Source organism: Gimesia aquarii, from assembly GCF_007748195.1.
Taxonomy (GTDB): Bacteria; Planctomycetota; Planctomycetia; order Planctomycetales; family Planctomycetaceae; genus Gimesia; species Gimesia aquarii.
In genome coordinates this window covers 4203680-4226944 of record NZ_CP037920.1, presented here as the reverse complement: position 1 = coordinate 4226944, position 23265 = coordinate 4203680, and the positions used below count along the sequence as shown (strand labels likewise).

The 23265-nt window shown below is 42.9% G+C and carries 19 protein-coding genes; 10 read left to right on the top strand and 9 right to left on the bottom strand.

Going from position 1 to position 23265, the window contains the following annotated elements:
- The first annotated feature begins 102 nt into the window (after nt 1-102).
- The 4 genes from V144x_RS16305 to V144x_RS16290 all read left to right on the top strand — a co-directional run bounded on the left by V144x_RS16305 (nt 103) and on the right by V144x_RS16290 (nt 4368).
- Entirely contained in the window at nt 103-972 is an 870-nt protein-coding gene (locus tag V144x_RS16305; protein ID WP_144986183.1) for a hypothetical protein, read from the top strand.
- 110 nt (nt 973-1082) lie between these two features.
- Entirely contained in the window at nt 1083-1934 is an 852-nt protein-coding gene (locus V144x_RS16300; protein WP_144986182.1) for a rhomboid family protein, read from the top strand.
- Between the two features lie 73 nt (nt 1935-2007).
- On the top strand, nt 2008-2619 hold the full coding sequence (locus V144x_RS16295) for a sigma-70 family RNA polymerase sigma factor (protein ID WP_144986181.1): 612 nt from the start codon (nt 2008-2010) through the stop codon (nt 2617-2619).
- A 48-nt stretch (nt 2620-2667) separates the two neighbouring features.
- Nucleotides 2668-4368 (top strand): serine/threonine protein kinase, encoded by a 1701-nt coding sequence (locus tag V144x_RS16290; RefSeq protein ID WP_144986180.1) that lies wholly within the window; start codon nt 2668-2670, stop codon nt 4366-4368.
- A 10-nt stretch (nt 4369-4378) separates the two neighbouring features.
- Here the strand turns inward: V144x_RS16290 and V144x_RS16285 are convergent, their stop codons facing one another.
- A complete protein-coding gene (locus tag V144x_RS16285) occupies nt 4379-5479 on the bottom strand; it encodes a glycosyltransferase family 9 protein (RefSeq protein WP_144986179.1) in 1101 nt (366 codons plus the stop codon).
- Nucleotides 5480-5819: 340 nt separating this feature from the next.
- Here V144x_RS16285 and V144x_RS16280 point away from each other — a divergent pair, with 340 nt between their 5' ends.
- Entirely contained in the window at nt 5820-6452 is a 633-nt protein-coding gene (locus tag V144x_RS16280; protein WP_197998465.1) for an EF-hand domain-containing protein, read from the top strand.
- A gap of 105 nt (nt 6453-6557) precedes the next feature.
- Here the strand turns inward: V144x_RS16280 and V144x_RS16275 are convergent, their stop codons facing one another.
- Complete coding sequence (locus V144x_RS16275; protein ID WP_144986177.1) at nt 6558-7355, bottom strand: enoyl-ACP reductase FabI; 798 nt, start codon at nt 7353-7355, stop codon at nt 6558-6560.
- Between the two features lie 215 nt (nt 7356-7570).
- Here V144x_RS16275 and V144x_RS16270 point away from each other — a divergent pair, with 215 nt between their 5' ends.
- The 4 genes from V144x_RS16270 (at nt 7571) to secD (ending at nt 13438) form a co-directional block, all read left to right on the top strand.
- Entirely contained in the window at nt 7571-8614 is a 1044-nt protein-coding gene (locus V144x_RS16270) for a type II secretion system F family protein (RefSeq protein ID WP_144986176.1), read from the top strand.
- Nucleotides 8615-8679: 65 nt separating this feature from the next.
- On the top strand, nt 8680-9798 hold the full coding sequence (gene tgt, locus V144x_RS16265) for a tRNA guanosine(34) transglycosylase Tgt (RefSeq protein ID WP_144986175.1): 1119 nt from the start codon (nt 8680-8682) through the stop codon (nt 9796-9798).
- A 190-nt stretch (nt 9799-9988) separates the two neighbouring features.
- Nucleotides 9989-10339, top strand: coding sequence for a preprotein translocase subunit YajC (gene yajC, locus V144x_RS16260; RefSeq protein WP_144986174.1), 351 nt, complete (start codon nt 9989-9991; stop codon nt 10337-10339).
- 120 nt (nt 10340-10459) lie between these two features.
- Nucleotides 10460-13438, top strand: coding sequence for a protein translocase subunit SecD (gene secD / locus V144x_RS16255; RefSeq protein WP_144986173.1), 2979 nt, complete (start codon nt 10460-10462; stop codon nt 13436-13438).
- A gap of 96 nt (nt 13439-13534) precedes the next feature.
- On the opposite strand, the gene V144x_RS16250 is transcribed toward secD, so the two are convergent.
- The 3 genes from V144x_RS16250 to tsaB all read right to left on the bottom strand — a co-directional run bounded on the left by V144x_RS16250 (nt 13535) and on the right by tsaB (nt 16137).
- On the bottom strand, nt 13535-14761 hold the full coding sequence (locus V144x_RS16250; protein ID WP_144986172.1) for an amidohydrolase family protein: 1227 nt from the start codon (nt 14759-14761) through the stop codon (nt 13535-13537).
- Between the two features lie 60 nt (nt 14762-14821).
- Nucleotides 14822-15145: a DUF6793 family protein gene (locus V144x_RS16245; RefSeq protein ID WP_144986171.1), complete on the bottom strand. Its 324-nt coding sequence runs from the start codon at nt 15143-15145 to the stop codon at nt 14822-14824.
- Nucleotides 15146-15399: 254 nt separating this feature from the next.
- Nucleotides 15400-16137, bottom strand: a complete 738-nt coding sequence (gene tsaB / locus V144x_RS16240) for a tRNA (adenosine(37)-N6)-threonylcarbamoyltransferase complex dimerization subunit type 1 TsaB (protein ID WP_144986170.1) — start codon at nt 16135-16137, stop codon at nt 15400-15402.
- 247 nt (nt 16138-16384) lie between these two features.
- On the opposite strand from tsaB, the gene V144x_RS16235 reads away from it, so the two are divergent.
- Nucleotides 16385-18244: a chloride channel protein gene (locus V144x_RS16235; protein WP_144990957.1), complete on the top strand. Its 1860-nt coding sequence runs from the start codon at nt 16385-16387 to the stop codon at nt 18242-18244.
- Nucleotides 18245-18264: 20 nt separating this feature from the next.
- Here the strand turns inward: V144x_RS16235 and V144x_RS16230 are convergent, their stop codons facing one another.
- The 4 genes from V144x_RS16230 to V144x_RS16215 all read right to left on the bottom strand — a co-directional run bounded on the left by V144x_RS16230 (nt 18265) and on the right by V144x_RS16215 (nt 23249).
- Entirely contained in the window at nt 18265-20235 is a 1971-nt protein-coding gene (locus V144x_RS16230; protein ID WP_144986169.1) for an ATP-dependent helicase, read from the bottom strand.
- An 80-nt stretch (nt 20236-20315) separates the two neighbouring features.
- A complete protein-coding gene (locus V144x_RS16225) occupies nt 20316-21506 on the bottom strand; it encodes a serine/threonine protein kinase (RefSeq protein WP_144986168.1) in 1191 nt (396 codons plus the stop codon).
- A 211-nt stretch (nt 21507-21717) separates the two neighbouring features.
- Nucleotides 21718-22572 (bottom strand): acetyl-CoA carboxylase, carboxyltransferase subunit beta, encoded by an 855-nt coding sequence (accD, locus tag V144x_RS16220; RefSeq protein WP_144986167.1) that lies wholly within the window; start codon nt 22570-22572, stop codon nt 21718-21720.
- Nucleotides 22569-23249, bottom strand: a complete 681-nt coding sequence (locus tag V144x_RS16215) for a histidine phosphatase family protein (RefSeq protein ID WP_144986166.1) — start codon at nt 23247-23249, stop codon at nt 22569-22571. Before V144x_RS16215 ends, accD begins: the two co-directional genes overlap by 4 nt.
- Nucleotides 23250-23265: the final 16 nt, after the last annotated feature.

The window sequence follows — 23265 nt, the reverse complement described above, 5'->3', positions numbered from 1 at the left end:
TGTTGAAACAGAGAAGACACAAAAAAATTAAAAAAGTTCCATTCGCAAGATAGTACTACGAGGCATTAGTCACTCGTGTGCTTTCAACAAGGTTTCAAGAAAATGCATAAATCTGGAGTAGTGTTTGTTTGGCTCGTTGCTGCCGCGGCTGTAGGAGCTGTGTTGTTGACATCAAAGATGCTGGATGTCCGCGGCAGTTGGTTGAAAGCGGTTGAAAAAAACGCAGAGCAAATTCAAAAGAATGAAGCAGAAATTGAAGCTAAAGAAGCAGAAAGCAAAGCACTTCGAGGTGAATTAACTCGTTTGATGCTAGGCTGGGATCGCTACTGGGATGCCAACGTGACTGTTGATGCGTCAGGTGCGATTCAGGTCAATATTGGTGGAAATCAGGGATTAGGTGGCGCCCAACAGGGTGATAATCCGGCTGCACAACCCATCATTTTTGCGTTCCAACCAGATCAAAGTAAGCCCAATGGAGTTGCCTATGTGGGAGCATTTCGAGTGAGTGCTCTGGAAGCCAACAGGGCGCAACTTATTCCTATCGCTCCTCCTCAGTCTGGTGAAGTAGCGACTTGGAAGAATGGTGGTTGGCGATTACGGGCACTCGTACCTCCCAATTATATTTCTACATTGGTAACTTTGCGAGATGATTTAGTCGAACGCGAGCAACAACTCAAAAGAAAACAAGATCGCATTCAGGATTTGAATCGATTATTAGCGGCTGCAAAAGAACGACTGGATGCCAGAGTTAGTGAGCTGATTGGTTCTGAGAACGCACCTCAGGAGCAGGCTCTTCCAATCGAATTAAGAATAGGATTGGTTGCAGGATTAGAAGAAGAAGAACAAATTCGAAACCAGGAATTTCAGGAAACCGATAAGCTGAGACGCGATCTATTAAGAGTCTATACAACACAGCAGGATTTGATAAAAGAAGTCACTGAGCTTACCAAGCAGTTACCGACTAAAAAATGATAATCATCCTGTGAGTTGCCTGAATGGCTGCTCCTCAATAGCATGGAAGGTGGGCGTTTGCTCTCGGAACGCTGTAAATTAAGTGATGTCAAGCAAGGATCGATTCGACAATGGGGATTGAGAGCCGGGATTATCTGCGGCATGAAAGCGGTGGGGGAAGTTTCAATTCTTTCAGAATGGCTTCTGGTGGCTGGGCCATCAAGTATTTGATTATCGCTAATGTCGTTGTGTTTCTTGTAGAATGGAATTCTCCTCGTGTTATAGAATTTCTGGCTTTAGACCGAGAGTCTATTTTTGCTTCCTTCCAAATCTGGCGATTTGTAACTTATGGCTTCTGTCACTCTCTGAGTGGTTTGGGGCATATTTTCTTTAATATGTTTGTGCTCTGGATGTTTGGACGCTCAATTGAACCCATCTTGGGATCACGTGAGTTCTTGGTGTTTTATTTGATTGGCGTTGTGATCAGTGGTATTTGTCATATTGCCATCAGCGGCGCACCCGTTATTGGAGCCTCTGGTGGTGTGATGGCTGTTGTGTTTCTGACAGCCATGTATTTTCCTCGCATGACCGTGCTGTTGATGTTTATTTTACCCATTGAATTGCGCTGGTTAGCTGTACTTTACGCGCTTGTTGATGTCTTTGGGGTTCTTAATCCAGGGGGAGATGGTGTTGCTCATGTCGCACACTTAGGTGGTGCTGCATTTGGCATTGCTTATAAATACTTTGGCTGGAACTTGTCGAGTAATTTCAATACCAAATGGAATCAATTAAAATTGAAACGCTCTGTCAAAAAGAGTAAGTTACGTGTCTACTCCGAGCCTGATACTAATTTGTCAAAAGCCAGATTAGATGAAAAAGTGGATGCAATTCTCGAAAAGATCAGCCGCGAAGGTGAAGCAAGTTTGACCGATCAAGAGCGTGCATTACTCAAAGAGGCCAGCAGCAAGTACAAGAAACGATGACCTGTTCCAGCAAATTTCTATCTACCTCAAAGAGATAGTGGGTTGCAGATTGAATTGACTCCAGGGATCACGCATGGCTCAATCACAAATAGAAGATTTGATTCAGCGAGCAAGATCAGGGGATTGCTCTGCAGAAAATGAATTGCTGCAAAAATGCCGTGCTTATGTTTCTTTGATCGCGCGTGCTCAAATAGAAGGTTGGATGCGTACAAAATTTGATGCTTCCGATTTAGTGCAACAAACATTATTGGAAGCGCATCAGGGACTTGCGCGTTTTAAAGGGCAAACAGAGGCCGAATGGCTGGGTTGGTTAAGAGGCATCTTGAACCACAATACACTGGACTTCGCCCGAAAATACCAGGGAGCCGCCAAACGCAATGTCAGTCGAGAAGTTTCGATTGATCAGGCTGGTGGGAATTCTGATGACTCAGGCCAACATGGATGGGAGTTGAAAGACGAAACAGAAACTCCAAGTCGAATTCTGTTAAATCGTGAGCAGGAACTTTTGATGGCTGATGCAGTGTCACAGCTTCCCACAGATTATCAGGAAGTAATAATGTTACGAAATTTGCAGAGACTTTCATTTAAGCAAGTCGCTGAAAGAATGAATCGTAGCCCGGGAGCGGTTCAAATGCTTTGGCTACGTGCACTAAATCGGTTGCAAGAACATTTAGAAAGCGTCTAAACTTTTTACTCACCTGAATTGCTACAGGCTGGTTTTGAATTAGAGAGAATGTTAGATCCCGTGGCGAATGAGCAAGAACATCAATCGGAACACGTAGTTGAGTTATTGAATCAATATCTCGAGTATTTACAAGCCAAAGATCAGGAAAGTTGTCATAGTCTACAAGCAGTCAATCCGGAATTAAAAAAGTTAATGGCCTGCCTGGATTCACTGGAGTGTTTAGCTCCCGATAGCGAAAATTCCAGTCAACAAAATCAAACTTCACGGCCAGAAGACCCCACGCTCTTATTTTCCAGTCCGAATCTTAAACCGTCTGTCCCTCAACCGATCACCGAGTTCGGGAACTATGAACTCCTGGAAGAACTTGGTCGTGGTGGTATGGGGGTAGTCTATAAAGCACGTCAGAAAGATTTAAACCGTATCGTTGCCTTGAAGACCATTTTAAGTCATCAGTTTGCATCGGAAGAGGAAGTACGCCGATTTTATCTGGAAGCGCAAGCAGCGGGTAGACTACAGCATTCCAATATTGTTGCCATCCACGAAGTCGGGCAATATTTGGGACAACATTATTTTACAATGGACTATATATCAGGAAGCTCATTAGCAAACATACAACTAAAACCAAAATCAGAAACGTCACATGATCAATTTTATCAGATTGCATCATTGATGCAGCAGGTTTCTAGCGCAGTTCACTATCTACATTCCAAAGAGATCATTCATCGTGATTTAAAGCCTTCAAATATATTAATTGATGAGAACGGTGCGGCATATGTAACCGATTTTGGGCTTGCAAAGGTATTTGATCTCCTACAGGAAAACTCATCCAGTGAAATCCAAACACAAAGTGGCATGATTGTAGGAACTCCCAGTTATATGTCACCAGAACAGGCTGCGGGTCAGTTAGCCAACATTTCTGCTCGTAGTGATATTTTTTGTCTAGGCATTATACTTTATGAACTTTTGACAAACGTCTCTCCTTTCAAACAAAATACCCCATTAGATTCTTTAGTGTATGTCATCGAAGGTGAACCCCCTCTACCCCACACTCTAAATGCCAAAATTCCTCATCAATTGGAATTGATCTGTCTGAAATGTTTAGAGAAAGATCCGGAATTACGTTATCAAGCCGCTTCAGAATTAGCCGATGAATTAGAGCGTTTTATGGCTGGGGAACCAATTCAGGCTCAACCAGCTGGATTCAAGCAGAAATTTCAGCGCTGGTTTCGCAGGCAACCAGCTTTAGCTTCTCGGTTGTCTGCTATTGTTTTGTCAGCTGGAATTATTCAAACCGTATATTCAACACAGGGAACCGATTTCAATTATCATTTCAAAATTATGACAATTTTTTGTCTGTGGGGAATTTTAGCTCTATTCTTTCAGTGGGGATTAGATCATCTGAAAAATAAGGGAAAAGTCCGTTTTTGCTGGGCTGCAGCAGATGTTTCTTTATTAACCGGTTTATTGATTTTAGTTGATTCTCCTATTGGAATCTTATTAATCGGATATCCGATGTTGATCGTGGCTGCAGGACTGTTTTTCTATGTCAGATTAGTCTTTTTCACAACCACACTTTCAATGCTTGCCTTCGCCATACTTGTATTTCTCAGATCAGAATTAACAGAGTTGTGGCAATATCCTGTGATTTATGCAGTTGTTTTGGCAATATTAGGAACGATTACTGCATATCAGATTTTTCGTGTCAGAGTATTGAGCCGGTACTATGAACTTCGTCGTCCAGAAAGATAGATGAAAGCAATTAAGCTGCTTTCCCTGATTTTTGAGAAGTGTGTTTGGAAATCAATCGAAATAAAGCCTGCCAGACTCGGCTGATTTCCAGTTCTTCCATACAGCACAAGTTTTGAGGGCCTCGTTTAGGGCAACGTTTATTATAGCTGCCAGCACACTCCACATTGGTTGAGACTAGTTCGTGTTGATCACCAGGAGGTCCTGAGCGGAGCGAACTTGTGCAAGTGAAGATTCCGGTTACTGGAGTTCCCAGTCCTGCGGCAAGGTGCATGGGACCAGAATCGTTTGTGAGTAGAAAATCAGATTCTGTGAGTACGGCGGCCAACTGCTTAAGTGTAGTTTCTCCTGCCAGGTTGATGATACGACCTGTGGGTACAAACTTATGCAAAAGTTGCTGAATTTGACTGGTCAGTGGCCGTTCATCAGCTGTCCCCACAAGAACCACATTGCAGCGAAAGCGACGGATCGCTTTTGCACCTACGGCTGCAAAGCTCTCTGGTGGCCAGCGTTTTGTGATCCATTGGGCACCAGCATGAATGGCGAGGATCGGAACCAGATTGTTCTTGCGATCGAGTTTACTTTTTGCCCAGGTAGTATCTTCATTGCTAAGAATAAGGCCAGTTTGTCGTTGAGTTTCACCGAATCCTAAAGCATCGGCTACGCGCCAATATTTTAAATAAGCGGGGACAAGTCGCCCTGTATCAGGGATGGTCAGGTTGTAGGCTAAGTGCGAACCTTCGCGCGCTGCTTCGATTCCAATTCTCCATGGAGCACATGTAGAAGCTGTCATAATTCCGGTTCTCAATAAGCCTTGAAGATCAAGTACTAGATCAAACTGGCGTTGTTTAAGTTCTTTCAAAAAACGCCACCAGTAGCGAACGGAGCTGTGCCGACTAAAGGGAATCACATGGTCAATATTTGGATGCCCTTCGATCAGATTAGCAAAACTGTCGCGAATGACCCATGAAATCTCTGAATCAGGAAATCGTTCGCTGAGTACTGACAAAATAGGAAGGGTCTGTACAACATCACCCAGCGCACTAGGCTTAATCACGCAAATGCGTTTGGCTTCAATTTTATTTAGTTGCGAGATGGAATACTTTGAACTCATCGTGTTTGAATTGAGCTACTATTTTGATTTTGTTTGAGGCTACCTTATTATCAAGTGCGGCATGATAGTGGGAGAATAGGAATTGAGGCAATATCAGCTTTTTATTTCGTTTCCCATATTTTAAATTCTTCAGCTTAAAAATAGGCATTTTTCTAGTTGAATCGCCTGAATTTCTTTCCAATTGCTATGTAGTTAAGCAACAAATTCACTTTTTTTTGAGAAACTGCGAAACCAATGATTTTCATGTGAGTTTGATCTCTTAGTGAAGTGAATCAGAAATGGGAATGATCCCTTGACCCTTAAGTGTGAACGAGGAGTTATCTTAATGAGAGTAAGACTAATGCAGATATCAACATTTGTCTTGGGAGTTGCTGTTTTAACTGGGACTTCAGCGACTCAAGCTGAAGAAGGTAAAAAGGGAGAACGCCCCAATCGTGAACAAATACTCAAAAAATTTGATAAAGATGGCGATGGAAAGTTAAACGAGGAAGAACGCACCGCTGCGAGAGAGGCACGTGGTAAAGGGAAATCAGCTAAGGGGGCTGGTGGCAAGGGGAAAGGCAAACCAGGTTTTAACCGTGAAGAAATGATCAAAAAATTTGATAAGAACGGTGATGGAAAATTAGACGAATCAGAACGTGCGGCAGCAAAAGCTGCACGAGGAAAAATGGGCCAAAAGGGGCCACGTATGAGTCGTGAAGAAATGGTTAAAAAATTCGACAAAGATGGTGATGGGAAGTTAAGTGAAGCCGAGCGGGCTGCTGCTCGTAAGTCTCTGGGGAATCAGCAAGGCCGTCGTCGTGGTGGAATGACTCGAGAGCAATTCATAAAGAAGTTTGATAAAAATGGTGATGGAAAACTAGACGAATCAGAACGGCAGGCTGCGAGAGCAGAAATGATGAAGAATCGTCCTAAAGGGGCAGCCGGTAATAGAGCGAAAGGAAAAGCAGGAAGAAAAAACAAGAAAAATTGAGAGTGATGACAGGTCACTGAAACATTACTTTGGTTACATTGGTAGCTCAGTGATGTGAACAAAAAAGCCGACTGAATCTGATTCAGTCGGCTTTTTTCTGCAATACTAGGTATCTTCCGCTACGATTTCTCTATCAAAATAATTTGTGCCCATTCCTGCATCAATGACAATTCCCTGGGATGTAATGCCTGAGGAACGCGGGCTCATTAAGAATGCAATGGTATCGGCTACTTCCTTTGTTTGCACGGCTTCTTTACGAAGTGTTGCCTTTTCTGCAAATAAATAGCTGTCGACATATCCAGGGATTCCTGCTGATGCCGATGTTTTGAGTAATCCTGGACAGACGGCATTAAAGCGAACTTTCGAAAAATTGGAAAACGATTTTGAAAGAAAACAAACAGAGGAATCTAAAGCTGCTTTAACCGGAGCCATGTAACCATAATTTTCTGCAGCCATACGAGTCGTCGAAATTGAGACCGTAACGACGCTCCCCTGTTCTGGCTCAATGAGCTTACTAAATGCATTTGAAAGTGCGATGAGAGAAAAGCAGGAAATATCTACCGCCTGTAAAAAAGCACTTCGGGGTGTCTGATGAAAGGGAAGCCAGCCTGCTGAATAATCGGCAAATGCAATCGAGTGTACCAAACCATGAATGGCGTCGTATTTTTGGCTGATTTCGGAATGTAATTGATCGATTTCCTGCTGACGTTCGACATCGCAGACATAAATCGGTGCCTGCTTTAATAAGCTCTTTAATGATTCTTTTCGTGTTTCAGACCGCACAATATAGATCACTTCAGCTCCAGCTTCTTCCAGAACTTTCCCTGCCTGATATGCAACGCTTTTTCGGTTGGCTACTCCAAAAATAAGAATTCGTTTGCCTGCTAATTCCAAAAAGTCCATCAATCTTACTTCCGAGATAAATAAATATAAACAAAACCGGTATATCCAGCGTGTTAGCCTCAATACACGTCATTTACTCTGACAAATTTCATTTTTTTTCGCAATGTGGAATAGATTGTCACTCTCAGAGAAGTGGCAATTCGCAATAATGAATGTTATGTCGGAAGATATCTGACGACCTGAAAATTCTCAATAGTTCTCTGAAGGTGGGATTCATGTTTCAGTCACGAGTTTCCTTGAAATCGTTGGCTCTTTTGTGTCGATCGCTCAGTACGATGTTGGAATCTGGAGTATCGATCACAAAATCGTTTGAATTAGCAGCGAAAAAGATGGGAGACCGTCGTTTGCAGCAGTCTATTCGTGATATCGCAACGGAATTGAAATCGGGTATGGATGTGACTTCGGCAATGAGAAAACAGGGGAATTATTATCCCGAATTACTGGTCAATATGGTGAGCGTTGCCGAGCAAAGTGGTGGCCTCCCTGAAGTGTTGAAAGCACTTGCTGAGCATTACGATCATCTTCTTCAAATGCGAAAAAACTTTACAAGGCTTATCGCCTGGCCTGTTTTTCAATTTGTCGTTGCAATCTTGGTGATTGCCTTGATGATTCTTATCTTAGGACTTCTCGCTAGCGGACAAGGTGGAGCACCCATTGATGTTTTGGGGTTGGGGTTATCTGGCCCCAGCGGAGCTATGATTTGGTTGACATGTACGTTCGGATCAATTTTTGCGTTGTTTGTAGCATATCAAATCATGGACCGCCTGTTCGGAGGCAAACAATATTTTCACAGCTTGTTTCTTAAAATTCCGGTATTGGGGGGATGTATGCGATCATTTGCGATTGCACGATTTTCCTGGGCATTTGCACTCACTCAACAAGCTGGTATGAATATTCTTGATTCATTGGATTCCAGCCTGAAAGCAACCGGAAATGGGGCATTTATTCGGGAAATACCACGCGTCAATGGTGCTGTTAATGATGGAGAGCACCTCACAGATGCATTAGCAGAAACGAGACTATTTACAGATGAATATATTCATATGGTCAATGTGGGTGAAACATCGGGAACTGTTCCTGAAACTCTGGAGCGATTGAGTCCCCGTTTTCAGGAAGATGCACAGCGCAGCCTGGCAACATTAGCGGCAGTTTTAGGTTGGCTCATCTGGGCTCTTGTGGCCGCTTTTATCATCTTTGTTGTATTCAGGATCGCTTTTTGGTATTTGGGAATACTCAACGACGCCTTAAACAATATCTGAGCTATTAGCTACTTGTTTATCTCTAGTGTCATCAACCGTATTTAGTACCGATTAGAAAAGTAAAAGTGTCCCATTTTCATTTTGAACTGATTCATAGCGATTCAAAAACTTCAGCACGAGTGGGACGCTGGCATACGCCCCACGGAATTGTGGATACTCCAGCTTTTATGCCTGTGGGAACTTTAGCATCGGTAAAAGGCCTATTGCCAGAGCAACTAAAACAGGTGGGAACCCAGCAGGTATTATCAAATACATACCATTTGGCATTACGTCCCGGGGCAGAGATCGTTGAAGAGATGGGAGGGCTGCACGAGTTTATGAACTGGGATGGGCCAATTCTGACTGACAGTGGTGGCTTCCAGGTCTTCAGTCTGGCACAACTCACAAAAATGGATGATAACCAAGTTGTGTTTCGTTCACATATTGATGGTAGTCTATTTGAATTATCACCGGAAAAAGCGGTGAAAATACAAGAACAACTCGGTGCAGATTGTATTATGTGTCTTGATGAATGTCCCCCGCATGATGTTCCTTCTGAAAAAATGTTGGAGGCCGTAGACCGAACCACAAATTGGGCAGCAAGGTGCCGAGATGCACAGAAACGTGATGATCAGGCCCTGTTTGGGATCGTGCAAGGAGGAACTGACCAGAAGATGCGGGAACGATCTGCTGCTGGATTGCTTCCTCTGGGATTTCCTGGATACGCTATTGGAGGCTTGAGTGTAGGAGAGAAACCTGAGGATATGTATTCTACGCTTGATTTTACGACTCCGATGTTGCCCATTGAAAAACCTCGTTATCTGATGGGGGTAGGACGCCCTTCTGACCTGATTGAGGCAATTATACGTGGTGTTGATTTATTTGATTGTGTTATGCCTACTAGAAATGGGCGGAATGGAATGGCATTTACCAGCCAGGGACGCGTTAATTTGCGCAATCAAATACATGCGAGAGATCCGAGCCCTTTGGACCCAGAATGCGATTCACCAGGATCACAGAATTATAGTCGCGCTTATTTGCGACATTTATTTATGTCACGAGAGATGCTCGGGCCAATTTTGATCTCCCTCCACAATATTGCCTTTTATCAAAAATTACTGCGAGACTTCCGACAGGCAATCCTCAATGATCAAGTTGAGGAGTTTAGGGCGGTTCACCTTGCCCGTTGGAACGCATCTTTCTAAGATACAGCTTGCAACACTGTTTGATAACTCCTGAATTTGTTTAGGTTTGGGCCGATTTCGGCTCAGTTGTTGGATGAGCATAATTTAGAATAGTATATGTATTAACTTGCATGTTTAAATGTGTGTTTCCTTAAGTGCTTAATTCACATTGCTTTAAGGGGATTCATTTGCAGCCTTGGACGAGAACGAAATGAATTTATTACTTACTACGTTATATTTATTGGCCGAAGAAGCACCTGCGAAAGATGCCCCCGCTCCTCCTCAGATCATCCAATTTTTACCCATCATTGCCATTGTGATCTTCTTTTACCTGATTATGTTTCGTCCTCAGCAAAAAGAACGAGCTCGTCGCGAGAAGGCGTTAGGTGAATTGAAGAAAAATGACCGTGTCGTGACCATTGGGGGAATTATTGGTACGATTGCCAGTATTTCAGACAATGAACAGGAAGTGGTGATAAAAATAGATGATAATTCGCGTCTGAAAGTCCGTCGAAGTGCAATTCAAGGACTTTATGAAGAAGATAAAAAAGATTCAAAATAGCTTTACAGTATCTAATAAAACTTTTAGAGATTCAGTATCTGGCGCAGTAAACGCCAGTTTAAACCTTCATTGCCGAGTGAATCGGCCCATATAAAAAAGCATAGTTTTGGGACTAATTGAATGACAGGGATTGATTTCCACTCAGCAGGACTAATTGCTGCGGAAGTAGCCGATAATGCGACATCAAAAGTATCAGGATGGTATATCTTGCTCGTTATTTTTGTCGTGTTTGTTTTACCTTTCATCTTGGGAGTCATTATCGCACGTGCTCTCAAACTGAAGGAATTCTCCCGGAAAATTGGCCTGGTACTATTTACGGCTGTCATTGCTGCTACTCCCTTCATTTGGCAGATTGCCAATGGTAATGATTGGCGCAATGCGATTCGGCTGGGAATCGACCTTGCCGGTGGTTCAAACATGGTTTTCGAAGTCGACGAAGCCGGAAGTGAAAAAGAACTTTCGAATGATGTAATGGATCAAATGGTGGGAGCCATTGGACGTCGTATTAATCCTTCTGGTACGGAAGAAGTGACAGTCCGCAAAGTGGGACAAAACCGGATCGAAGTGATTGTTCCAGGAGCAGACACGGAAGATGTTCAACGGATTAAATCACTCATTACACGTTTGGGAAGTCTCGAATTTGATATCGTGGCGAATCGACGTGATCATGCTTCTATTGTCGCGCGTGCATTAGAGAGTCCCAGAAAAGATATTCGCGATGGCCAGGGACGTGTGATTGCCAGCTGGCGTGAAGTTAATGGCGATGACTCATATACCGAAGACCAGATGGTTTCTCGTCCGATAACGCGAGAAGACGGTACTCAAGGTGAAGAAGTACTGGTCATTATTGAACCAAATGAAGACCGACGTGTCACAGGAAAATATTTGGTGCGTGCGCGACAGTCAACTGATCAGAATGGTGCCCCTGCAGTCGCATTTACATTTAACGCGCGAGGAGGCACTCTTTTTAGTCAGCTAACATCCAAAAATCGTCCCAGTAAGGATGGATTCCACCGGCATTTAGCTGTGCTATTGGATGGTAAAGTCCAGTCTGCACCACGTTTAATCACTACGATTGGTTCTGAAGGTCAAATTACCGGTCGCTTTACTCAGAAAGAAATCTCTTCTCTCTTAAATGTTTTAAATGCGGGGGCATTGGAGGTTCCTTTAAAACCAGAACCTGTCTCCGAATTTTCCATTAGTCCTCTCCTCGGAAGTGATGTTCAGGAGAAGGGAAAACAGGCAATTATTATTGCTGCAATTGCCGTTATTGTATTCATGCTGATTTACTATCGGTTTGCTGGTGTCGTAGCCAATATCTGCCTGACTTTGAACTTGTTACTGGTGATGGGCTGCATGTCGTTCATCGACGCGACATTTACACTACCTGGTCTGGCAGGCCTTGTATTAACCATTGGTATGGCCGTCGATGCCAACGTATTGATTTTTGAACGAATCCGAGAAGAGAAATCTCGAGGATCAAGTTTAAGAATGGCAATTAATAATGGTTTCGCGCGAGCTTTCACTACGATTATCGATGCCAACCTGACCACGCTGATTGTGGCAGTCGTGTTATATATTATCGGTACAGATCAGGTACGGGGATTCGCCGTCACGCTCTTTATCGGGATTGTGATGAGTATGTTTACTGCTCTCTATGTCGGTCGTCTCATTTTTGATGTTTTTGAGCGAAAGCGATGGATTAGCGATCTGAAGATGATGAGTATAGTCGGAAATACAAATATTGATTTTATCAACAAAAGAAAGATTGCAGCTTTTTTCTCAGTGCTGCTGATCTTGATTGGAATGGTCGTTGTCTCCTCGCGAGGTAAAGAAAATTTTGATATTGATTTTACCGGCGGGACAATGGTGACATTTGAGTTTGAAGATAAACAGGAAATTGACACCATTCGAGGATTACTACAAAAAGAGTTTGGGAATAGTCTCACACTCGAACAATTGCAACTATCAAATGACCCTGGCTCTGAAGGACGATATTTCCGTTTACGAACTACCTTAAATGATGCTGATACCGAAAATGAGGGTACCAAAGCAACGGACTCAATTAGAACAAAGCTAGATAAAGCATTTGAAGCTTCTGCTCAAAAGTTACGAAAAGTGACGATGGATTTCGGAGAAATCAAGAAGCTGGAAGGTAGTGAGAATTCTCCAGCGGGTTCAGAAGTTGAACTTACTTTTAGTGGTGATCTGAAAACATCAACTGTCGAAACGTATCTGAAAGAAGCCATTGCATCCATCGAGAATGCCGATGGTTCTGAAAAGTATGAGCGAATTCCTGAGATTCAGTTGAGTGGAGTCTCTTCCGATTCAAAAGAAGGTGATACAACAGCCGAATCAAATCGTTTTAAAAAGATGATGGCTCAAGCCGGTCCGGATTTATTGGTTAATGATTTAAAAACGGCCTTAGTCGCAATGCAAGAGGTAATGGCAACCACAGCGATTCTAGACGAAGTTAATAGCTTTGACAGTTCTGTGGCGAGTGAGATGCAGGAGTCTGCAATCCTGGCTATGTTGATCAGTTTGGTCGCGATTGTAGCCTATATCTGGTTTCGATTCCAACGAATTACATTTGGTCTCGCGGCAGTTGTTGCTTTAATTCATGATGTGCTTGTCGTTTTAGGATTGGTGGCGTTGGGAGCTTATTTGAGCCATACTCAATTAGGACTTCTAATGGGTTTGAATGATTTTAAAATTAACCTGCCTATGATTGCAGCGTTTCTGACAATTGTTGGTTATTCATTAAATGACACCATTGTGGTTTTCGACCGTATTCGAGAAGTACGCGGCAAGAACCCTGCTCTGACAACTACGATGGTAAATACCAGTTTAAATCAAACAATGTCACGAACCTTGCTTACTTCAATCACAACCTTAATCGTAGTCTTGATTCTATACGCCATAGGTGGTGAAGGAATTCATGGCTTTGCTTACTGTCTTGTCTTGGGTGTGATTGTTGGTACTTACAGCTCTATTTTCATCGCTAGCCCTGTATTAGTCTGGCTGATGAATCGTCCTGGAAGTGCAACTGCACGTGCAACTCAGCAAAGTGAACGGCAAACAAGCGTTAGTAAGAGCTGATTGCGAGAAAGAAATAATTCACCAGGAAACATCAAAAAGGCGAGCCTGAGATTATAGTCAGGGTCGCTTTTTTTACGCCTCTTTAAATAGGTGGTCTCAGCGTACTTTTTGGCCTTCTACAAAGACTGATTCGACGGAACCGGGGAATGTGATTCCTTCAAAAGGAGACCAACCGCATTTGGTTTTCATGTCCTCGCGCTGGATTGTAATCGGCTCTTTCATGTTGAGCACAGTCAGGCTTGCTGTATATCCAGCTTCGATTTTTCCGAACTTCTTGGGAGCAACGTAAGGATTTACAAAGTTTCCGGGGTTTTCAGAACAAAAGCTAGCCGCTTGCTGTGGGGAGAATTTTTGATCGAGTATCAGCCAGGTCACAAACGCACCGTAAGTATCCAGGTGAGGTTGTCCTGAAACCCCCTGCTCGTTTTCGTCCAGAGTGTGGGGAGCATGGTCGGTAGCGAGATAATCTAGAGTCCCATCACGAAGTGCATCCAGCATCGCCTGACGATCTGAAATGGTACGCAATGGTGGATTCATTTGCATTTTCCCACGGTTTTGATCAGTTAGATCAGATTGATCAAAATACAAATGATGGGGGGTTACTTCACAGGTGACATTTACGCCACGGCTTCTCGCTTCCCGAATTAATGGTAACCCTTCACCTACAGAATAATGGCATAATTTTCCTTTGAGATCATACTTTTCAATCATTTGGAGAGCGAATCGTGTCGCGGAAACTTCACATTCCGGAGGTCTTCTCTCTTCATGTGTGGCTGCAGCAGCATGTTCTTCTAGTAAAACAGGATCTTCACAATGAAAGCTTACGTTAGCGCCACGATAATGAGAAAGGGTTTCATCAAGTTGCTCCAGAGTCTTGAAATAAAGATCTCCAACGCTGGGGCCCATATACGCTTTATAAGGAACTGCAAACGAGAGTGGTTTCGTTCCCGGTCCGATGCCTGCATAAAGCGTGAAATGAATTGTAGGATTTCGTTTTTCCAGATGTAGTACCTTTTCTCGGTAGCTTTCATCTGTGATAGGAGGAACAGGATTATTGGGCATGTCAGCAACATGTACAACACCACCATTAATTGCTGCAGCACTTGCGGTACAAAAATCTTCTTTATAGGTTTGAGATTCGCCAATATCATCTCGGGCATGGATATGGATGTCACCCATGCCAGCAAAAATGAGGCAATGCTCTGAAAAAGAGAAATCTGCTATACCCAGGTTTGAGCCTACCTCAACAATCCGATCGTCTTCGATTCGAATTTGGTTGTTCCCTGTGCCTGAAGAACTGACAAGAGTTCCTTGTATGATCATTGAATTGAAGTCAATCCACTTTTGCTAGTGTAGTATTAAGTTGAGAATTAGTCTGGGAGGCTACCAACCAACTGACATATTGGTTTCGATTGCCAGTTGTGCCTCATGCAGATCAGACCCTGTGTCTCGCATATAAAGTCTAATGGCATGTACTTTATCACCTGAGGCACGGAAAAGACATTCACGAGCCATATCACAAGGTTCAGTGTGCCCTTCAATACCTAGCAGACGCTTTGAAATGACCCACATATCACGAGGACGGCGAGTGACCCTCAGAATCTCATCTTCGGGATAATTCTCTTGAGCAGCATTTTCCGCTTCCTCTTGAGTATTTGCCCAACCCACCATGATATGAGCGTTTGTTTCAATCTCATAAAGAGCCATAATTCAACTCCAGTCTGAAGAATGGAAAAAGTGAAAAGGTAACGAGTGACGAGCAAAAGAAGACTCTCGCAAGTTTGTCATGGTAGTATATAAACTCGTAAGTCTGAAATCGAACATTTTCTTATCTCATATTATAGCCAACGAAGATTCGGTGTGAGAGTGTGTTCTTGAAATTGTTTCGAGAAAATGAGAAATCTCAATTTATTAACTGTTTTTCGTGCTATTTATCACAGATCATATTGGAGAGACAGGGTTTATTTATAATTTTCGTTGTCATTTTTTTGCCGGGCGTCCCATTTTTCTTCGGCCGCACTTTTCCTCAGATAAAAAGGGGTTAGATCCCATACCTCATTGAGGGAAGCATATTCTGCAGGCTGAGATTTCTGTAGGATTTGAGCTGTAATCAGCGAGATTTTTGATGCAGTCGGATTTCTATATTCTGGCTGTAGTATCCGACACTCTGGTAGCAATGATGTCTGGAGTAACTCGATTCCAGGACCGTTGATGGTATCTCTTGGTTTTAGACTATGGCAAAACCTGTCAATCTCCCATAATGCAATCTCAGAACTTCTTTGCCACTGATATTCTGAGATTTTTACATACTTGCCAACAAAAAGATCGCCTCGTTGTGCATTGGATATCACATAGGTTTCACTAATTTCAGGCGGGCAATTCAGGGCAATTGCCTCAAATGTATCAATTCCGATTACGGGACAACCGGTTACGTATCCGAATGTTTTTGCGAAAGTGGCGCCAATTCTCAATCCCGTAAAGCTGCCAGGTCCTATGCTCACACCAATGCCGGTAATTTGGTCAGGACTTAATTCCAGTTGATTTAATAGTTTTTTTACTTCAGCGACCAGAGTTTGCGCGTGTTTTCGTCCCTGTTGCTGTAATTTATTTTGCACAATTTGCTGGGCAGAACTGAGGATCGCAATTGATCCGCTTCGTTCTGATGTTTCGATACCTAAATAAAACTGGGAAATTTCCACGTTGACTCAAATAAAATATATCGAAATGGAGATGCAACTCCGTTAAAACCCTGTAAAGTATGACAAACTCCTTTGAAGTCGCCAAGTCGCTAATAGACTGTATAGCTGAGTCTGAAAAATAAAAAATCACGAAGACTTGATCAAGCCTGCACTTCTAAAGGTGAAACAATACAATTTTCTTCAGTATTCTTAGGAATTTCCTCACGACAATAACGTCTGGTTTTATTGTAAATTAAAAATGATACCTATTAAAAAATTGAGTTCACTACTCAAATTCTTTGATCTGAGAACCAGTGGCAAATGGTTTGTTCTTTCCTGTCTGATTGGAATTGTGGCAGGTCTTGGGGCAATCACCTTCGATGCCCTGATTCAGTTTGTCGAACATTATTCTCTTGTTTCTATTGCCGGCTTTGATGATCCACAAACAATCGGCGAACATACTATATTTGAAACCGAAGGAAACGAGGCAATCTTTTCGCCTTGGTTAGTGTTACTGATCATTACCTTAGGAGGATTGGCTTCAGGGGTTATCGTCTACAATTTTGCTCCGGAAGCAGAAGGCCATGGAACAGACGCTGCGATTGACGCCTTTCATACGAAACGTGGAATGATTCCTCTCCGTGTTCCGATTGTCAAAACGATTGCTTCCGCGCTGACTTTGGGAACAGGAGGGTCTGGCGGACGCGAAGGACCAATTGCGCAAATCGGTGCTGGTTTTGGTTCATGGGTAGCATCCGCTTTAAAGCTTTCAGAACGCGATCGTAGGATTTTACTGGCGGCGGGAGTCGGTGCAGGTATTGGAGCGATTTTTCGTGCTCCTCTGGCGGGAGCGTTATTCGCCGCAGAGATTCTCTATAGTGACGCTGATTTCGAGTCTGATGTCATCGTTCCTGCAGCGATGTCTTCTATTATTGCTTACTCCGTCTATTGCCTTTCATTACCGGCGGACCTCCAATTTTTACCTCTTTTTGGTAATGGCTTACATCATAGTGTTGATTCTCACGGAGAATTAATTCCCTACACGATTTTGTCAATTATCCTTAGCCTCTCTGCGGCATTTTACGTTAAGACATTTTATGGCACGGCCGGGTTATTCAAAAAATTACCAATTAAGCCTATGTTTAGACCAGCGATCGGGGCCTTTTTAACTGGGTTGGTTGGTATTGGGATGTATTATCTTTACGGCAAGGATGTGCGTGCATTAGCAGTTCTATCAACGGGATATGGTTTTCTCCAAGATGCATTGACTTCAGCAAAAAGTTTGGGGATTCCCCTCTTGCTCTCTATTGCCTTTGTGAAAATATTTACGACATCGTTGACGATTGGATCAGGAGGCTCTGGAGGCGTTTTTGGCCCATCGATGATTATTGGTGGTTGTGTAGGTACGGCAACGGGCCTCTTTTTTCAGCAGCTTTGGCCTGATTTAATCACACAACCAGAAGCATTTGGTCTTGTTGGAATGGCTGGATTCTTTGCCGGGGCTGCGCATGCACCGATATCGACGATTATTATGGTTTCTGAAATTACTGGGAATTATGCCCTGCTATTACCGACCATGCTCGCGTCAACATTGTGTTTTGTACTCTGCCAGAAAGTGCATCTGTATCAAAAGCAGTATCCCAGTCGACTTGACTCACCCGCGCATCGTGGGGACTTTCTAGTTGATGTTCTTGAAGGTAGTCGCATTTCGGACGTATTTGATCCAGGAAGAAAGATACAGTTAATTCCTGAATCCAAATCATTGGATGAAATCGTACATTCCCTAGCTGGAACACAGCAACATTATTTTCCTGTGATTGACAAGGACGGGAAAATGGTCGGAATTTTTTCTGAGGATGATGTACGGGCTTACTTGTATGATGAGACGATTTGGAAGTTGGCTCTGGCACGTGATATCATGAAACCCGATTTTGCGAAGATCAGCCCTGATGATGATTTGAATACAGCTTTACAACGATTTACTGCGATCAATGTCGAGGCATTACCTGTTGTAGATCAGAATGACCCCGGAATTCTGCTGGGAATGCTCACTCGTAAAGAAATGATTGGTTATTACAACCAGCAATTAATAAAACATAAACGGGCCCATGTAGAGAATTCTAATTAGAGAGCACGTCTGAAAGTCCTTCAATCTTCCTCGGTGCTTTGCATTTCAAATAGAAATCGAGATGGAAGTGTGGGTTGCTTTTTTCCCCACTTGGTTCGTGTGGCAGCGCGACTTAAGGTCAAGTAGTCTTGGGCACGAGTGATGCCGACATAGGCGACCCGTCTTTCTTCTGCAATCTCAGAATCAGTTCCCTCTACTGAGCGTTTATGCGGCAACAGGCCTTCTTCCATACCGACCAAATAAACCCGCGGAAATTCAAGTCCCTTGGCACTATGCAAAGTCATCAACTTGACCGCATCTTGTGCCAGCTGATCTTCTTTTTCGTTCAAATTGTCTCGGTCTCCCAATGCCGTTTCTTCTAGAAAACCGATTGGGGTTGGATCACTGGTTCGCTGACAGTATTCTTTGATTGATTCAATAAATTGTTCCAGAACGACGATTCTTGCCTGTTGCTGCTCTGATGTTTTGTATTGTTTTTTTATTTCTGATTCATAATCAATCTCTTTAATTAAGTCTTGCATGATTACTGCAAGATCATCGGGTTTTCGATTTAAGCGTGAACGAAATTGTTTTAGCAGATTATGAAATCCATCCAAAGCCGTACTAGCACGACTGCTGAGTTCATTCGTTTTTTGTGCTGAGGCGACTGTGTCCCAAAAGTGACTTCCTCCTTTCACAGATTGGTTCACGAGTTTTTCGATTGTACTATTTCCAATTCCACGTGCAGGAGTATTAATAATTCTTAGCATGGATAGTTCATCATGCGGGAATGCTAGTGTTTTCAGGTATGCTAATAAATCGCGAATCTCACGACGATCAAAAAATGACTGACTACCAATAAGTTGATAACGTACATTGGTACGACGAAATTCTGTTTCAAAAACTCTCGGTTGTTCATTCGTACGAAAGAGAATCGCAAAATCACGTAAGGGAATATCTTGAGATTCGTGCAGATATCGAATTTCACCAACCACTTTTTCTGCTTCGGTTAGTTCATCAGATAGTTCGAGAAATCGAACGGGTGAACCCTGTTTTTTATGTGCGATTAATTGTTTTTTGTGTCGATCACGATTATGGGAAACAAGACGATTGGCAAGATCTATAATTTTGTCTGTACAACGATAGTTGTTTTCAAGTCGTACTACACTTGCACCAGGGAACTGTTGTTGAAAACCAAGAATATGCCGTACTTCAGCTCCACGCCAACCATAAATAGATTGGTCGTCATCGCCGACAACGCATAAGTTTTGATGCGGCTTTACAAGTGCACGAATCAGATTGAATTGGGAGAGATTTGTATCTTGATACTCATCAATTTGAACATACTCGAACTTACCCTGGCTTCTTTCCAGCACTTCGGGAAACTTCGAAAAAAGTTCATTCGTCAACATTAACAAATCATCAAAGTCTACAGCGCCGCTTGATCGCAGTTTGGTCTGATATTTTCGATATGCCATTGCGGCCAGAAAGTCAAAGTCATTTTCGGTATAGTTCGTTGCTTCTTCTGGTGTAACATTAGACATTTTCCAGCCGCTGATACGCGTAAGAAGATCACCAGGACGTAGGCTTTTGTCAGTGACCCGTATATCTCTTAATGCAGAACGTGCCGCAGATTCTTGATCTCCCCGGTCATAAATTACAAACTTTTGAGGGTAGCCCAGCAGGGAAATTTCTTCTCTCAGAATACGAACACAGAGCGAATGGAATGTAGAAATAAAGGGCTTGGCGGACGGTCTTTTTCCCAATAGATCTGCTGTCCGCTCCTGCATTTCGCGCGCCGCTTTATTCGTGAATGTAACAGAGAGTATTTTGTCCGGCGAAACACCATTTCGAATGAGCTCTACCATGCGATAAGTAATCACTCTGGTTTTTCCAGTACCTGCTCCTGCTAAAACGAGAAGCGGTCCTAAGAGTGTTGTGGCTGCTTCACGTTGGGCTGCATTAAGTGATAACAAATGCTGAGATTGGTTCGAACTGGGAGAAAGGGGCATGAACTTGATCAATTGGTAAAATATGAAACAAATACTAAATCTATATCATCGTGTAATTATCAATTTTAGATGAGATGATTTCAGATAGTCTCGTCAGGATTTTTAGGAATAGGTTTGGAAGAAGTTTTTTTCTTTGGTGGACGATTGGATTTTACAGCGGGATCCTGAGCTTGTTGTTCTTGTCGATCTGAGAGTACCGGTGATTCTACTTCTGGGGGTGTTTGATCCTGACGCAAATCAAAAGAATCAGAAGTTTTATTTTTCTTCTTAGATTTACGGCGCCGATTTGCTCTATGAGTTGGTTTGTCAGAAACGCTTCTTTTTCTTTTGGGTTTTGAAGAAGTTTTTGGAGTTGAGTGATCGGCCTGAAGTGATGGAGTTGTCTTTGACTCAACAAGTTTTTGATTTACCTTTAATGCGGCTCTCAGAGGTTTTAACATATCTTCAATGGTTTGCCAGCGATCTTGCGGATAGAGCTCCAGTCCTTTCATGATCGCATCTGCCACCTGTGGATTGAGATTCGGCAGAAGTTGTTGAATACTTTCTGGTGGAGTGTTGATGTGTTGTAGAACTGCGTCCAGTGTTTCTGCTGCTTCCCAAGGTAATCTTTTAGTGAGCATCTCGTAACATGTTACTGAGTATGAGAAGATATCTATTTTCTGGCTTGTTTTTTGGCGTTTGATGAGTTCTGGAGCCATGTAGGCTGCAGTTCCCGTGCGGTTTCCTGGTTGGAGAAAGGGACCTGTATTCGGAACAACTAATCCAAAGTCAATCAGCTTTAATTCGTGGTCATTACTTACCAGAATATTTCGCGGACAGATATCCCTATGAATCCAGTTTTCTTCATGGAAATGCTTAATGGCCTCTCCGAGCTGAATCATATATTTCAGGCAATTCGTACGCATATCCTCATTTTGTGCTTCTACCAAAAAACTAAGGCTATAGCCTTCAACGAATTCCATAACCAGGAATTGTTCACCTTCGGTTGTAAGACCATGCTCAAAAGTTTTAACAATATGAGGATGATTCAGCTGAACAGCAATTTCTCCTTCTTTTGGTTTATTAAGTCCGACAAAACGGGATTCGAGCTCTAATGTTTTTTGTTTATGCAATACTTTAAGAGCCACAACTCTTCCGGATTGTGAGTCTCTGGCCCGCCATACTTTGGACATGCTTCCCTGCCCTACGCGTCCAATCAACTCAAAGCGTTTTTTAATATTGACGCGTGGTATTTTGGGCTCTTTTGAAAAGAATCGATTAAGAAAATTCATGCATCCACCAGAAAGCAAGGAGTGGATTCAGGATCATTCTGAATCCTAAGCTCATAAGAAATTAATCAGCCCAACACAGATAGTATAATTGGCTTCGTAAGCAGACGCAAAGCGGGCGCTACCAAAAGCGCTGGATTCTAAACCTGAAGTTTCACCAGATTGGTGATAGCCTAGAGCATTATTTCAAAATAAAGCGAGTTTCCACTTCAAATCAGACGCAGTAATCGATGAGGCGTGCCAATTCAGATCGAAGTCGGGGTCTGGAGATAATCCGATCAACAAATCCATGTTCAAGCAGAAATTCACTAGTTTGAAAACCGTCGGGAAGCGTCATTTTTACCGTCGCTTGTACAACACGCGGGCCGGCAAAGCCTACTAGAGCCTTTGGCTCAGCAACGACAATATCTCCCAGAGAAGCGAAGCTGGCAGCAACGCCGCCCATTGTCGGGTTTGTTAATACCGAGATGAATAACCCGCCCTTTTCCTGATAACGTCCTAATGCTGCCGAGACTTTACCCATTTGCATTAAAGAGAAAATTCCCTCGTGCATTCGTGCGCCTCCTCCAGAGCCACTAATAATAATCAGTGGAAGTTTCAATTCAGTCGCGTTTTCGATTGCTCGAGTCAGTTTTTCTCCTACAACAGAACCCATACTACCCATGATGAAAGAGGAGTCTGTGATACCAACGACAAGGGGGCGGCCTCGCATATATCCGCGCCCTACGACACAGGCATCTTTCATTCCCGTTTTCTTCTGTTCAATAACGAGTCGATCTTTGTATGTTTTATTCTTATCTGCAAATTCTAATGGGTCACCTGCAGTTAAATTTGTAAACCATTCTTCAAAACTATCTGGATCAAGTAGTTGTTGGATACGGGTATAGGCAGAAATATAAAAATGATGGTCGCATTCAGGGCAAAGTCCCAATCCTTGTTCAACCTGCTTTCTGAAGACCGTTGCGTTACAAGAAGTACAGCGTAACCATAAACCTTCTGGAACGCCTCGCTTTGGGCGAGAAGAATGGCTTAACCATGAATCGATGTTAGATTTGGGCGTAGAACTCATTTTATTTGGCCTCCTCGAACTGCCACTTTTTGTAATGGAGGTTCGTTATCTTCATGCGCCCCCTTCTGTAGTGATTGATCGTCAGAGCTTACTTGTGTTAAATCACTTTTTTTCGGGGGTGATTCAAGAATTTCAAATAATTCATCCTGACAAGATCGCCCATTATGCTCAAATGAGATCTGTTCTTCTTTATTATTTCGTAAGACGTTGGAAATAATTGAAGCCAGAGGCTCTGAAGCGACAATCGCAAAGTTTTGTTTCTTTTTTAAGTACTTCTGAAGTGTTTTTTGGACCCGCTTAACAGCCTCTGATGCCAATTCACCTTCAGGAGGACATACCGTTTCTGGAGATTCAGCCCACTGTTTGAATAGTTTGGGGTATTTTCGGCGAACTTCTTCATACTCGAGACCTTGCCAGAGCCCTTGATTTAGGTTCTTCAATCCTGCTTTCTCTTTTACAGGGACGCCGAGATTCTCACCTAATTGTGCAGATGTTGAAAGTGCGGGTTCAGAAGAAGAGGTAATGATGGTCTCAATACCAAAATCTTCAATTTTCGACACGAGATTTTTAACTTGTTCTTCCCCTTTTTCGTTCAGGGGAAGGTCCAAGGTTCCTTGAATCCGCTCATCTCGATCAAAGTCAGTACAACCAGGACGGATAAGTACCACTGTTGGCATTGTTTTTAGTCTCTAT

Excerpts from the sequence above, each read along its gene's own strand:
- V144x_RS16245 (WP_144986171.1), bottom strand. The coding sequence starts at position 15,145 with ATGGCTCTTTATGAGATTGAAACAAACGCTCATATCATGGTGGGTTGG.
- V144x_RS16300 (WP_144986182.1), top strand. The coding sequence starts at position 1,083 with ATGGGGATTGAGAGCCGGGATTATCTGCGGCATGAAAGCGGTGGGGGA.
- yajC (WP_144986174.1), top strand. The coding sequence starts at position 9,989 with ATGAATTTATTACTTACTACGTTATATTTATTGGCCGAAGAAGCACCT.
- V144x_RS16270 (WP_144986176.1), top strand. The coding sequence starts at position 7,571 with ATGTTTCAGTCACGAGTTTCCTTGAAATCGTTGGCTCTTTTGTGTCGA.
- accD (WP_144986167.1), bottom strand. The coding sequence starts at position 22,572 with ATGAGTTCTACGCCCAAATCTAACATCGATTCATGGTTAAGCCATTCT.
- V144x_RS16230 (WP_144986169.1), bottom strand. The coding sequence starts at position 20,235 with ATGCCCCTTTCTCCCAGTTCGAACCAATCTCAGCATTTGTTATCACTT.
- V144x_RS16305 (WP_144986183.1), top strand. The coding sequence starts at position 103 with ATGCATAAATCTGGAGTAGTGTTTGTTTGGCTCGTTGCTGCCGCGGCT.
- V144x_RS16275 (WP_144986177.1), bottom strand. The coding sequence starts at position 7,355 with ATGGACTTTTTGGAATTAGCAGGCAAACGAATTCTTATTTTTGGAGTA.
- V144x_RS16215 (WP_144986166.1), bottom strand. The coding sequence starts at position 23,249 with ATGCCAACAGTGGTACTTATCCGTCCTGGTTGTACTGACTTTGATCGA.
- secD (WP_144986173.1), top strand. The coding sequence starts at position 10,460 with ATGACAGGGATTGATTTCCACTCAGCAGGACTAATTGCTGCGGAAGTA.
- V144x_RS16295 (WP_144986181.1), top strand. The coding sequence starts at position 2,008 with ATGGCTCAATCACAAATAGAAGATTTGATTCAGCGAGCAAGATCAGGG.
- V144x_RS16285 (WP_144986179.1), bottom strand. The coding sequence starts at position 5,479 with ATGAGTTCAAAGTATTCCATCTCGCAACTAAATAAAATTGAAGCCAAA.
- V144x_RS16290 (WP_144986180.1), top strand. The coding sequence starts at position 2,668 with ATGTTAGATCCCGTGGCGAATGAGCAAGAACATCAATCGGAACACGTA.
- V144x_RS16280 (WP_197998465.1), top strand. The coding sequence starts at position 5,820 with ATGCAGATATCAACATTTGTCTTGGGAGTTGCTGTTTTAACTGGGACT.
- V144x_RS16225 (WP_144986168.1), bottom strand. The coding sequence starts at position 21,506 with ATGAATTTTCTTAATCGATTCTTTTCAAAAGAGCCCAAAATACCACGC.
- V144x_RS16250 (WP_144986172.1), bottom strand. The coding sequence starts at position 14,761 with ATGATCATACAAGGAACTCTTGTCAGTTCTTCAGGCACAGGGAACAAC.